The 12248-nt window shown below is 71.9% G+C and carries 13 protein-coding genes; 10 read left to right on the forward strand and 3 right to left on the reverse strand.

Going from position 1 to position 12248, the window contains the following annotated elements; all coding sequences use genetic code 11:
• Nucleotides 1-95: 95 nt before the first annotated feature.
• Genes BIU91_RS16545 through BIU91_RS16570 form a run of 6 tightly spaced genes read left to right on the forward strand, consistent with a single transcriptional unit; the run spans nt 96 to nt 5432 of the window.
• On the forward strand, nt 96-1550 hold the full coding sequence (locus tag BIU91_RS16545; protein WP_084741384.1) for an oligosaccharide flippase family protein: 1455 nt from the start codon (nt 96-98) through the stop codon (nt 1548-1550).
• Nucleotides 1534-2319 carry a sugar phosphate nucleotidyltransferase gene (locus BIU91_RS19050; RefSeq protein ID WP_071406329.1) on the forward strand — a complete coding sequence of 262 codons (786 nt, stop codon included), beginning with the start codon at nt 1534-1536 and terminating at the stop codon, nt 2317-2319. Before BIU91_RS16545 ends, BIU91_RS19050 begins: the two co-directional genes overlap by 17 nt.
• Nucleotides 2320-2373: 54 nt before the next feature.
• On the forward strand, nt 2374-3009 hold the full coding sequence (locus tag BIU91_RS16555) for an SIS domain-containing protein (RefSeq protein WP_071406330.1): 636 nt from the start codon (nt 2374-2376) through the stop codon (nt 3007-3009).
• Entirely contained in the window at nt 3006-3980 is a 975-nt protein-coding gene (locus tag BIU91_RS16560; RefSeq protein ID WP_071406331.1) for a hypothetical protein, read from the forward strand. The genes BIU91_RS16555 and BIU91_RS16560 overlap by 4 nt, the downstream gene beginning before the upstream one ends.
• On the forward strand, nt 3964-4557 hold the full coding sequence (locus BIU91_RS16565) for an HAD-IIIA family hydrolase (protein WP_071406332.1): 594 nt from the start codon (nt 3964-3966) through the stop codon (nt 4555-4557). Before BIU91_RS16560 ends, BIU91_RS16565 begins: the two co-directional genes overlap by 17 nt.
• Nucleotides 4554-5432 (forward strand): glycosyltransferase, encoded by an 879-nt coding sequence (locus BIU91_RS16570; protein WP_071406333.1) that lies wholly within the window; start codon nt 4554-4556, stop codon nt 5430-5432. Before BIU91_RS16565 ends, BIU91_RS16570 begins: the two co-directional genes overlap by 4 nt.
• 5 nt (nt 5433-5437) lie before the next feature.
• On the opposite strand, the gene BIU91_RS16575 is transcribed toward BIU91_RS16570, so the two are convergent.
• From BIU91_RS16575 to BIU91_RS18640, 3 genes are read right to left on the reverse strand one after another with little or no spacing between them, the layout of a single operon-like run.
• Nucleotides 5438-6148 (reverse strand): glycosyltransferase, encoded by a 711-nt coding sequence (locus BIU91_RS16575; RefSeq protein WP_171907865.1) that lies wholly within the window; start codon nt 6146-6148, stop codon nt 5438-5440.
• On the reverse strand, nt 6145-7500 hold the full coding sequence (locus BIU91_RS16580) for a bifunctional PIG-L family deacetylase/class I SAM-dependent methyltransferase (RefSeq protein WP_253183789.1): 1356 nt from the start codon (nt 7498-7500) through the stop codon (nt 6145-6147). Before BIU91_RS16580 ends, BIU91_RS16575 begins: the two co-directional genes overlap by 4 nt.
• A complete protein-coding gene (locus tag BIU91_RS18640; RefSeq protein ID WP_071406335.1) occupies nt 7497-8531 on the reverse strand; it encodes an acyl-CoA dehydrogenase family protein in 1035 nt (344 codons plus the stop codon). The genes BIU91_RS16580 and BIU91_RS18640 overlap by 4 nt, the downstream gene beginning before the upstream one ends.
• Nucleotides 8532-8640: 109 nt before the next feature.
• On the opposite strand from BIU91_RS18640, the gene BIU91_RS16590 reads away from it, so the two are divergent.
• The 4 genes from BIU91_RS16590 to rplL all read left to right on the forward strand — a co-directional run bounded on the left by BIU91_RS16590 (nt 8641) and on the right by rplL (nt 12134).
• Nucleotides 8641-9375: a response regulator transcription factor gene (locus BIU91_RS16590; protein ID WP_197068690.1), complete on the forward strand. Its 735-nt coding sequence runs from the start codon at nt 8641-8643 to the stop codon at nt 9373-9375.
• Complete coding sequence (locus tag BIU91_RS16595) at nt 9372-10904, forward strand: cell wall metabolism sensor histidine kinase WalK (RefSeq protein ID WP_084741394.1); 1533 nt, start codon at nt 9372-9374, stop codon at nt 10902-10904. The genes BIU91_RS16590 and BIU91_RS16595 overlap by 4 nt, the downstream gene beginning before the upstream one ends.
• Nucleotides 10905-11183: 279 nt before the next feature.
• A complete protein-coding gene (gene rplJ, locus BIU91_RS16600) occupies nt 11184-11699 on the forward strand; it encodes a 50S ribosomal protein L10 (protein ID WP_017888663.1) in 516 nt (171 codons plus the stop codon).
• A 51-nt stretch (nt 11700-11750) separates the two neighbouring features.
• On the forward strand, nt 11751-12134 hold the full coding sequence (rplL, locus tag BIU91_RS16605; RefSeq protein ID WP_027466380.1) for a 50S ribosomal protein L7/L12: 384 nt from the start codon (nt 11751-11753) through the stop codon (nt 12132-12134).
• The last annotated feature ends 114 nt before the right edge of the window (nt 12135-12248 follow it).

The following is a 12248-nucleotide window of genomic DNA, read 5'->3' on the forward strand; positions in this document are numbered from 1 at the left end:
GAAGCTAGGCAGGGTTGTTGTGGCGAGCACTGCTGCTTCCGATGAACCGAGTAAGCGAATCCATGTCGATTGCCGACACGTGATATTCTGCATATGTGGCGATCGTTCGGAGTGGGGTGTTCAGCATCGCCGGAACCACGTTCCGGGCTTCCGTGCAGATCGTCTCGAACGTGGTCGTGGCCCGCGTGTTGGGGCCGGATGCCTACGGTCTCGCCGCAGCCGTCCTCGCGCTGGGTGTCGTCCTCGAGCTGGTACGGAACAGTGGCTTCGCCGCGGTCGTCCTCCGCTCCGGCGTCCATCCGGCGGACGTCCACGTCGCGCTCCACCGCGCCAGTGCCGCGACGGGGCTCGTGCTGGGGGGTCTCGTCGCCGTCGCTGGACTCCTGGTCCGCGAGGCGCTGCCGTCCTCGCCCTCCGGTGGGCTGCTCCTCGCGATCGCGGTGGCCTTCCCGCTCGCCGGCTTCGTCGCCGTCCCGATCGCCGCGATGGTGCGCGACCACGAGATGGGGCGGGTCGCACTCGTCGAGTCGATCGCCGTCGTGCTCGGTTCCGTCGTGTCGATCGCACTCGCACTCGCCGGCGCCGGGCCCGTCGCGATGGTGTCGCAGGTGGTGGCCGTCTGGGTCGTCATCACCGTCGGCGTCGTCGTCCTGCGTCGGGTTCCCCGCGGCGTTGCGGCATCGTGGCGATCGATCCGGACCATGGCCGCGCTCGCGCGGGACGTGTCGTTGGTCCAGGTGGTCTCGGTCGTCGCGCGGGCGGGTGACCGCGTGCTGGTGGCCGTGCTCTTCGGTCCGGCGGCATCCGGCCTGTACGTCCAGGCCATGCAGCTGATGACCTTGCCGCTGGACCAGATCGGGGCGGCGGTCCAGCGCATCGCGATCCCGGCGATGGTCGGCATCGACGCCGTCGTGCTCCGCAACCGGTTCCGACGACTCGTCGGCACGGTGACGCTCCTGGCCTGGCCGGTCCTCGCCGTACTCGGAGTGCTCGCCGACCCGATCGTCCGCCTGCTGTTCGGGGTCGAGTGGCTCGGCTCAGCCGCGCTCTTGCCGTTCCTCGTCGTCGCGGGCGGAGCACAGGCGCTCGGGTTCGGTGCCGTCTGGTACTTCATCGCCAGCGGCCGTTCAGGGCGACAGGTCCGCTGGGCACTGGTCACCCAGCCGGCCGTCGTCGGCGCCCTCGTGCTCGGCACCGTCTGGGGGCCGACGGGCATGGCCGCGGGGTACGCGATCGCCTGTAGCTGTCTCGTGGTGCCCGCCTTCCTGGTGGCGACGCGGGGCTCCGGACTGCGGGTGCGCGACCTCGGCCTCCCCGTCCTCCCCGCGGCTGCGGCCACGAGCGCCGCGGTCCTCGTGTCGGTCGCGGTCCGGGGCAGCGTCGGTGCTGATCCCATCGGCTCCGTGCTCCTGCCGGGCCTCCTCGGGGCGCTCGCAGCGCTGTTCGTCGCCCTCGTGTTCCCCGACGTCCGGTCGGCCCTGCCCCGTCGGCGCCGTCGACCTCCCCGTTCCCGTCCCAGGAAGGCGCTCGCTCGTGGCCCAGTTCCCTGATCCCGTCACCCCGGTCCCACCCGTACGGACGGCCGTCATCCCCGCTGCCGGGCGGGGCACGCGACTCGGTCGCCTGACGCGTGCGATCCCGAAGGAGCTGCTGCCACTCGGCGACCGGCCGACGCTGGACATCGTGGTCGACGAACTGATCGGCGCCGGGATCGACCGCATCGTCCTCGTCACACGGCCGGACAAGACGGGGCTGAACGACTACGTCACGGACGTCCTCCGGCCGGAAGCCCGAGCTCGCGGCATCGAGCTGGAGACCTGTCTCCAGACCGCCGGGCCGGGCAACGGGGGAGCGATCCTGTCAGCTGCGACTCGGGTGCACGACGAGTCCTTCCTCGTGCTCTGGGGTGACGAGGTCGTCTTCGGCGAGAACCGCAGCGCCGTCGTCCTCGACCGTCACCGCGGCACCGGACTCCCCGTCATCGCAGTCGTGCGGGCGCCTCGTGCGGCACTCCGGCGCTGCGGTGTCGCTCGCGTGGACCCCGGCGGGAGGGTCGTGGAACTCGTCGAGAAGCCGGTCGACCCACCCGTCGACGGGCTCGCTTCGGTCGGCGGGTACGTGGTCACCCCGGCGGTGCTCGGTGCGCTCCGCGACGTCGCCCCCGCGGTCGACGGGGAGCTCTACCTCAGTGCTGCGCTCGGCGCGCTCGCACTGGACGGGGGCGTGCAAGCCGCGGAGATCCACGGCGACTGGCACGAGACCGGGTCGATCGACGGCTACACGGCCGCGTTCACCGCCGCGGTTGCCGTCAAGCGTTGATATTTTGCATGTGCAATAGGTATGCTGGTCGTGGTCATCGAACGAAGGACAGCCATGCTCACCACCACAGCCCCTGACCTGCGGGCCGCCGCGCAGATCGTCGAGGCGTACTCCGTCCAGGTCGACCGGTTCGCCCGTCGGTTCCCCGTCGACGAGATCGCGCGCATCGCGGCCGTGCTCGTCGACGCGCACCGCGACGGACGCTCGGTCTACGTCTTCGGCAACGGGGCCTGCGCGGCGTTGGCGAGCCACATGGCGGCCGACCTCGCGAAGAGTCTGGCTCCGACCCGGCAGGCCGACCCGCTCGCTCCGGTCGCCGAGCGGCTCCGGATCCTCGCACTGACCGACAACGCAGCCATGATGACCGCCGTCGGCAACGACTTCGACTACGACGACGTCTTCCTCGAGCAGCTGCGGGTCCTCATGCGCACCGGGGATGTCGTGTTCGGCCTCAGCGCCTCCGGGGGGTCCGCCAACGTGCTGCGCGCGCTCGACTTCGCTCGCGACCGCGGCGCCGTCACGCTCGCCTTCACCGGGGCGATGCAGGCACTCCCACCGATCCTCGACGTCGTCGACGTCGCCGCCGTGGTGCCGTCCTGCGACATCGACGTCATCGAGGACTTCCACGTCGCGTACCACCACGCCCTCACCCGGGCCTTCGTCGCCGGCGTCCAGGTCGCCCGCTCGTGATCATCGCCTGTTCACCGCTCCGCGTCTCCTTCTTCGGTGGGGGCAGCGACCTCCCCGCGTACTTCTCCGAGCAGCCCGGGTGTGTGGTCAGCACCACGATCGACCTCGCCGTCGAGACCGTCATCCGGCCCCGTGCACGTGGCGGGATCCGCGTCGCGACCGACGGTGTGCAGACGGTGGACACCCCGGCAGCCATCGAGCACGACTTCGTGCGCGAAGCCCTGCTGCACGACACCCCGGCGGTCCCGGTCGACGTCTCGATCCACTCCGACGTCCGGAGCTCCGGTACCGGCCTCGGGACATCGGGCGCGGTCGTCACCAGCCTGGTCGCGGGGTTGGCGGCACTCCGCGGTGTCGACCTCGAGCCGAGCGCGCTCGCCGCCACGGCCAGTGAGATCGAGATGATCCGCTGCGCGCGTCCGGTGGGGCTGCAGGACCAGACCGCGTCCGCCCACGGGGGACTCCGCCGGTACGACTTCGGCACCGACGGTTCGACGATCGCGACGTCGATCGACATGCCGGCCAGCGCCCGACACGAACTCGAGTCATCGCTCGTGCTGGTCGACACCCTCATCGGGCGGGATGCCGGGAAGCAACTCGGCCGCCAGTCCCGCACGATGTCGCAGCCGGGCGGAACGCGGGACCGCGTGACGCGGATGGTGGAGCTCGCCCGGGTGATGGGCGACGAGCTCGCCACCGGCCGCACGGACTCCTTCGGCCCCGCACTGCACGAGGCATGGATGCTCAAGGCCGAGGTGCTCGGAACGACAGCGAGCCCCGTCATCGACCTGTACGAGCACGGTCGCACGCTCGGGGCCACCGGCGGGAAGCTGCTCGGTGCCGGCGGTGGCGGACACATGCTGTTCGTCGTGCCCCCGTCCGAGCATGCTGCGTTCGTCCGTGCCCTCGGTCCCGAACGGGTCGTCCCCTTCGCCTTCTCGGAGACCGGGACCCGTGTCCGTCTCGCGTGACCGCCACCGGTCGCTGGAACGGCACTCCGAACGGCCGCTCGACGGCGTCGGCGCACTCTTCCTCGACCGGGACGGCGTGCTCGTCGTCGACCACGGGCACGTCGGGTCGCTCGATCGCACCGAGCTCGTCCCCGACGCGATCGAAGCGGCCGCGACGGCCTGGCGCGACGGTGTCCCGGTGGTCGTCGTGACGAACCAGAGCGGCATCGCCCGAGGCTGGTACGACTGGTCCGGTTTCGACACCGTGAACGCGCACATCCGCCGAGCCATGCAGTCCCACGGCGCGGACGTCGACGTGATCGTCGGGAGTGCTCGACTGCCCGGCGACCCGGACCCCTGGCGGAAGCCCGGACCCGGGATGGTCCTGGCGGCGGCAGCAGCGTTCGGCATCCGGCTCGCCGGGTCGTGGATCGTCGGCGACCGGCCGTCCGACCTCGTCTGTGGTCGGACCGCCGGGCTCGCCGGCGGTGTCCTCGTCGGTGACCTCCACGCCACGGGCGTGACCCCCGCCGCCGGGATCACCACGGCGGCCACGATGATCGGCGCGACGGCCGGTCAACGGGACCCCGCACGATGAGCGGCGTCGCACCGCAGCCCACGGTCGGCGTCGTCATCCCGGTCGGGCAGCGCACCACCATCGAGCTCGGCCCGCAGTTCGCGGCACTCGCCCGGCAGACGTGGACCGGACCCGTCGAGATCGTGGTCAGCTGCAACGGTGAACCCCGCCACCTGGTCGACGCGCGCATCGCGGCCGTGACGTGGCCGAGCGGCTGGACGGTCCGTTCCATCGACTCGTCCGCGATCCGAGGCGCTGCCCCGGCACGGAACGCCGGCTGGCGGGCGCTCCGTGCCGACCTCGTGCTGTTCTGCGACGCTGACGACGTCGTCGCTGACTCCTGGGTCGAGGGAATGGTCCGGGGGTTGGCTGACGCCGGTGTCTGCACGGGGCCGCTGCTGCACGATGCACTGAACGAGCCGTGGATGTGGGAAGCGCCCGAGCAGGCGTGGCCGATCGTGCGGTTCGGACACCTCCCGCACACGTCCGCGGCCAACCTCGGCATGCGGCGCACCGTCCTCGAGGCCACCGGTGGGTTCGACACGTCGCTCGGTGCAGCCGAGGACATCGACCTGGCATGGCGTGCGACGTACCTCGGGTTCCCGACGCACTTCGAGCCGTCCGCGTCGGTGCAGTACCGGCTCCGCCGAGGCACCCGGGAGCTGTTCCGGAACAACCGGCACTACGCGCGCTGGGACCGCGTCCTCGTCGACAAGCACCGAGCGCACGGTGCCGCCTGGCGCCCGCGCGAGGTGCTCCGTCACCTCGTCGCCACCGGGTGGGCGCTCGTCCGGGCTCCGTTCGGCCGGCGGCGACGACGTGCTGCGGCGATCCGCCTCGGGACGGTCGCCGGCTGGGCGGAGCGTTGGACCGGTCGGCGACCGACCTCCACCTAGGGCGGTCAGCCCACGTCGCCGTACCGCTGGCGCAGGTGCTCCGCGTAGCCGCCGGGGGTCCGGCCGGCGAAGCGCCCGCTCGTCACCACCGGCAGGTCGACGGTGGCGTCCACCCGGAAGCCGAGCGCCCGCGCCCGGGCCACCAGCCGCGCGTCCTCGTGCTCCGGCACGGGGTCGAACCCGCCGAGGCTGACGTACGCCGCGGCGAGCACGCCGAGGTTCGCGCCGTGCACGTGGCCGAGGGCAGCACCGGGCGGGTGCGCCAGCGTCCAGCGGTCGAGCACCGCGGGCGCAAGGTCGTCCGGGTCGGGGACGACGGCGCCGACGAGTACGTGCGCACCAGCGGTGAGGGCGTCGGACTGCTGGACGAGCCACCGCTCGTGCACGCGCGAATCGGCGTCGGTGTGGGCGAGCCACCGGGTCGCCGGATCGCCGTCGTGCACACGGAGCGCGTGCGTCGCCCCGATGGTCCGTGCCCGACCGACCCCGACACGGTCCGTGGTCAGGACGTCGATCGGGTACCGATCGACCACCGAAGCGGTGCCGTCCGTGCAGCCGTCGAGCACCACCGTGACGGCGGCGTCGAATCCGGGTCGCTCCGTTCCGAGCCGGTCGACGGCCACCAGGAGCGCGTCGAGGCACGCGGCGATCCGGTCCGCCTCGTCGTGCGCGGGGACGACGACGTCGATGCGTGCACGCGGTTCCGGTCGGGTCACCGGATGATCCCCTCGGCCCGGGCCACCGAGGTGACCGCCGGGCCGGGCAGGACGCTCAGGACGAAGTCCTCCTCCACGTGCCGGAGCAGGGCGGGACGCGGCCACCGTTCGGTCAGCCGTGCGTCCACCGCGTCGCCGCTCGACACGGCCTCGTCGTCGGGGTGCAGCCAGTGGCAGGCAACGAGCACGCCGTCGTCGTCGAGTGACCCGAGCACACGGTCGATCGTCGCGTCGAGGTCGGCTGGTGACAGGTAGTACCCGACCTCGGACATCACCACCAGGTCCCAGCGCCCGTCCGGCCACTCCGCCGGCAAGGCAGCCTGCACGAACCGCGCCGTCGGGGCGCGGCGGGCAGCGCGCTCCAGCGGCGCCGCCGAGATGTCGGTGCCGAGGACGTCGTCCGCGCGGTCGGCGAGGGCAGCGGTCAGGACCCCTGTCGCGCAGCCGAGCTCGAGCGCCGACCGGTAGCGCGGGCGGGGGAGCGCCGCCAGCGTCACGGCACGCTTGCGCTGCTCGTACCAGGACCCGTCGAAGTCCCACCCCTCGGGCTTCCGGTCGTAGTGGGCGTCGAACGACTCGCGCGACCGCGACGCGGCGGACCCCGGCGCGAAGAACCACTCCGTCGTCCGCAGATGGTGGGCGGCGTGCCGGTCGTCGACGATCGCCTCGTCTCCCGGTGCAGGCGACAGGGGCCGCGTCTGCGACGGGTAGGCATCGAGGGCGGCACGCTTCCGGGCGACGAGGTCGTCGGGCAGCGCGAGGGCTCGGACGTCGTCCCACGGGGCGAGGGAGTGGTCCGGGTCGTCCCAGTGCCAGGCCCAGATCGGGTACGCGAGCAGGTCGACGTCGGGGGAGCTCGCCGCAGTGACCTGGGCGACCTCGCCGGCGATGCGGTGGTCGCGGTGCCCGTCCCCACGCCACGGCGCGACGAGCAGCACGGGGCGGGCGGCGCCGGCGAGCACGGTGTCGAGGCTCTCGACGACACGGTCTCGGTGTTCACGGGTCGCGCCGTCCGGGATCCCCACCGAGGTCGACGTCACGTCGGGGTGCAGGGTGCGCAGGGCCACCACGAACTCGTCGTCCCGGGCGGCGGCGAGTGCCTCCGGGGTCGTCGTGGGGGAGTCCGGGTGGGAGCGCTCGCCGCGGGTGAGGAGCAGCACGTGCACGGGGACGCCGACCGCTGCAGCGGCCGCGATCAGCCCACCGGCGCCGAGGGTCTCGTCGTCGGGGTGGGGCGCGACGACCACCACCGACCCGGTGCCGGACAGTTCGATCGCCGGTGCGTCGAGGCCGTCGAAGAACCCCGTCCACGCCGCCGGGTCGGTGCCCGGCTCGCGGTGGTCGAAGCTCACCACGCGACGCCGCCCCGCTCGAGCACCATCCGGCCGATGCGGGCGAGGTCCCGCGCGCCGTGGTCCTGCAGGACGTAGAGCTCGAGGTCGGCGACCCGCGCGGCGACGACGGGGTCGGCGGTCAGCGGTGCCGGGCCGATCGTCGAGACCACCCGCTCGCGCACGGCGTCGACCGAACGGCGTACCCGCGACCGGACGGTCTGGGCGAGCAGCCGCCAGTCGGTGTCGTCGGAGGCCGGGTCGGAGTCGTCGATCCGGGCGGCGGCGTCGGCGAGGGCGTCCTCGGCGTCGGCGAGGTCGGCCACGGTGGCGCCGAGGGCGGCCTGCAGCAGCTCGGACGCCGGGTGTGCGGCCGCGGTGTCACGGAGCACCCGGGCGAGCCCGACCGCACCGCCCCACCAGCAGGCCGCGACGCCGATGCCGCCCCAGGCGAAGCCCGGACGTCGCAGGTACCAGCCGGGCGCGCCGACGGGTCGTGCCTGGACGCCGTCGAAGTCGACCGGTCCGCTCGGCACGTCCGGCATCCCGCGTGCGACCCAGGTCTCGTCGTGCACGGTGACGCCGGGCTGTCGCAGGTCCACGGCGACGAGGACCCGCTCGTCACCCAGGTGCGCGGTGACCAGGGCGTGCGAGACCGTCGAGGCGAGCGAGCACCACGGCTTCGTGCCGTGCAGCAGGACCGTGCCGTCCTGCTGTGGTGCGGCGTCGAGCCGGAGGCCCGGCCCCTCGGCCGCGAAGACGCCCCAGGTCGAGCCGTCCGGGGCGTCGACCCCGGCCTGCGCCAGGATCCCGAGCGCGTCCAGGTGCGGTTCGACGGTGCGGGCGGTGGCGACGTCCGCCGCGGCGACCGCGGCGAGCGTGCCGAAGAAGCCGCCGGCCGTGCCGGCGGACAGGGGTGGGGTGGTGGCGGCGACCGCCCGCGCGACCGCGAGGCGGTCCGTCGGTGGCGAGCCGGGCCTCCCGGTCGTCCGTTCGATCCGCGCGGTGTCCAGGTGCCGGGCCGACGGGGGCCAGGCTGCAGATCGCAACATGCTCCCAACGTACGGAGCGGCAGACGTGGACGTGTCCTCGATCCACAGAACGCACTGGGCCGTGCCACAGACGACTCATAGGAACTTCTCGATACTCGAAGACGTGACCATCTCCCAGCCCGCAGCAGCCCCGCGCCTCACCCGTGCCGACGGAACCCCGTTGCGCATCCTGGTCGTCGACGACGAAGCCAGCCTCACCGACCTGTTGTCCATGGCACTCCGCTACGAGGGCTGGGACGTCAAGAGCGCGAACGGCGGGCAGGACGCCCTGACGACCGCGCGGGAGTTCAAGCCCGACGCGATGGTGCTCGACGTGATGATGCCGGACCTCGACGGACTGCAGGTGCTGAGCCGGCTGCGGCAGAACAACGACGACACCCCGGTGCTGTTCCTCACCGCGAAGGACTCCGTCGAGGACCGCGTGACCGGGCTCACCGCGGGCGGCGACGACTACGTCACCAAGCCGTTCTCCCTCGAGGAGGTCGTGGCGCGGCTGCGTGGGCTCATCCGCCGCTCGCAGATCTCGATCTCCGAGGCCGGGGACTCCCGCATCGTCGTCGGCGACCTGGTGCTCGACGAGGAGTCGTACGAGGTGCACCGCGCCGGCCGCCCGATCGAACTGACCGCCACCGAGTTCGAGCTGCTCCGCTTCCTGATGCGGAACCCCCGTCGCGTGCTCTCGAAGGCGCAGATCCTGGACCGGGTGTGGTCGTACGACTTCGGCGGCAAGTCGTCGGTCGTCGAGATCTACATCTCCTACCTGCGCAAGAAGATCGACGCCGGTGAGACCCCGATGATCCACACGGTGCGCGGCGTCGGGTACGTCATCAAGCCGACCTCGTGACCCTGCGGCGCCGGCTCGTCCTGAGCATCGTCGCCCTCGTCGTCGCCGTCAGCGCGGTGATCGGGGCGGCCAGCATCATCGCGCTCTTCTCGATCCAGACCAGCGCGATCGACAAGCAGATCACGAGCGCCACCCACCGGGCGCAGCGGTACCTGCAGCAGAACCAGTCGGGGCAGCCGAGCATCGACCTGTCCCGGCCGTCCGGGCAGGCCGCCGGCACGCTGACGGCGTACTTCGTCGACGGGCAGGTCGTCATCGCGAACGTGCTCGACGACTACGGCCGCCCGAGCGGGATCCCGCAGACGAGCGCCGAGGCACTGGGGTCCGTCCGTGTGGACGCCGACCCGGAGACGATCGACCTCGGCTCGGACGTCGGGCGGTACCGCCTCGCCGCCGTCAACGTCGGCCCGGCCGTCCTGGTCGTGGGGCTCCCGATGGCCCCCGTCTACGACAGCGTCTGGAAGCTCTTCGGGGTCGTCCTCTCCGTCGTGGCGACCGCACTGGTCGCCGGTTCGGTCGTCGCGGCGTTCGTGGTCCGGCAGTCGCTCCGGCCGCTCGAGCGCGTCGCCGAGACCGCGTCCACCGTCGCGCGCATGCCCCTCGACCGCAGTGACGCCCTCGACGGCGTCCGTGTGCCCGACACCGACCCCCGCACCGAGGTCGGCCGGGTCGGCAGCGCGTTCAACCGCATGCTCGGGCACATCGGCAGTGCGATGCAGGCCCGGGAACGCTCGGAACAGAAGGTGCGGCAGTTCGTCGCCGACGCCTCGCACGAGCTCCGGACCCCGCTCGCCTCGGTGCGCGGGTACGCCGAGCTCACCCGGCGCATGGGCGGCGACCTGCCGAAGGACGTCGTCTACGCGATGAGCCGCATCGAGTCCGAGTCCATCCGGATGACCTCGATGGTGGAGGACCTGCTGCTCCTCGCCCGGCTCGACGAAGGCCGCGAGATCCAGTTCGCCGAGGTCGACCTGACCGGCCTGGTGCTCGACGCCGTGAACGACGCACACGCCGCCTCGCCCGAACACCCCATCGAGGTCGACGTCCCGCCGGAGCCGGTCACCATCACGGGGGACGCCGCACGCCTGCACCAGGTCATCGTCAACCTCGTCACGAACGCCCGGACCCACACGCCCGAGGGCACCCGCATCACGGTGGGCCTCGCCCCGGTCGACGGCGGCGTGGACCTGACCGTGCGCGACACCGGCCAGGGCATCGACCCGGAGTTCCTGCCGAAGCTGTTCGAGCGCTTCGCCCGGGCGGACAGTTCGCGGTCCCGCACGGTCGGGTCGACCGGGCTGGGGCTCGCCATCGTGGACGCGGTCGTGCAGGCGCACGGCGGCCGGGTCGAGGTCACGAGCGAACCGGGGGACACCGTGTTCACGGTGCACCTGCCCCGCGACCCGGCTGCGGCTGCCGCCGGGGCCGGGGCCGGGGCCGGGGCCGTGGCTGTCGCGTCGTCGTCGGCTGACCCTGCCGGGTCCGCGGACTGGTCGGCGACACCCGCTGCGGTGGACCGGACCCACTGACGGTCGGGAGGCGCGGTGCGGGCCCGCCCCGCGCCTCCCGGCCGCTGTTTGGTGACGCCCACGGCGTCTGGTACAGTTCTCGAAGCCAAAGACCGCCGGATGTCGTGCTGCTCGCAACGTGTTTGTGAACATCGTGACCGAAGGTCCTCACTCGTGAGGCATCCCGCGCAGGTGTTCCGAACCACTCCCACCATCTGGTGAGAGCAGCTCCGAGCCTCTGCGCCGGAGCTTTTTTCGTTCGTGGACCTGGGGCTGCCGGCAAGACCCCCAAGGAGAACCATGGCGAACAAGGAAGCTGCGGTCGCCGAGCTCACGGAGTCCTTCCGTAGCTCAAACGCCGTTCTGCTCACCGAGTACCGCGGTCTCACGGTCGCGCAGCTCAAGGAGCTCCGCAACTCGATCCGTGAGCACGCCACGTACGCCGTGGTGAAGAACACGCTGACCAAGATCGCGGCGAACAACGCCGGCATCTCGTCGTTCGACGACGAGCTCGCCGGTCCGTCCGCTCTCGCCTTCGTCCACGGTGACACCGTCGCCGTCGCGAAGTCGCTGCGTGCATTCGCCAAGGCGAACCCCGAGCTCGTGGTGAAGGGCGGTTACTTCGACGGTAACCCGCTCACCGCGACCGAGGTGGACAAGCTCGCCGACCTCGAGTCCCGTGAAGTGCTGCTCGGCAAGCTCGCCGGCGCACTCAAGGCCTCGCTGTTCGGTGCTGCGTACCTGTTCCAGGCACCCCTCTCGCAGGCCGTCCGCACCGTGGACGCCCTTCGCGAGAAGCAGGAGTCCGCGGCCTGATCAGGCTCGCGTTCATCAACCACACGTACTAGCTAGTAGTAGGAGAAAATCATGGCGAAGCTTTCGCAGGACGAGCTCATCGAGGCCTTCAAGGAGCTCACGCTCATCGAGCTCTCGGACTTCGTGAAGAAGTTCGAAGAGGTCTTCGAGGTCACCGCGGCCGCCCCGGTCGCCGCTGCCGCCCCCGCCGGCGCAGCTGCTCCGGCCGAGGCCGCTGAGGAGAAGACCGAGTTCGACGTCATCCTCAAGTCCGCTGGTGACAAGAAGATCCAGGTCATCAAGGAGGTCCGTGGCCTGACGTCGCTCGGCCTCGGTGAGGCCAAGGCGCTCGTCGAGACCGCCGACGCCAAGATCCTCGAGGGTGCGAACAAGGAGACCGCCGACAAGGCGAAGGCGACCCTCGAGGCCGCTGGCGCCACGATCGAGCTCGCGTAGTCTCGACCGTTCCGGTCACGAAGGCCGCTGCCCCTCGGGGCGGCGGCCTTCGTCGTGTGCGGGGCGCTGGCGGCGGCGGCTTGCGGCGACGTTTCGCGCTGACCGACACTTCAC

Origin of the sequence: Curtobacterium sp. MMLR14_002 (assembly GCF_001864975.1) — a bacterium.
GTDB classification, from domain to species: Bacteria; Actinomycetota; Actinomycetes; order Actinomycetales; family Microbacteriaceae; genus Curtobacterium; species Curtobacterium flaccumfaciens.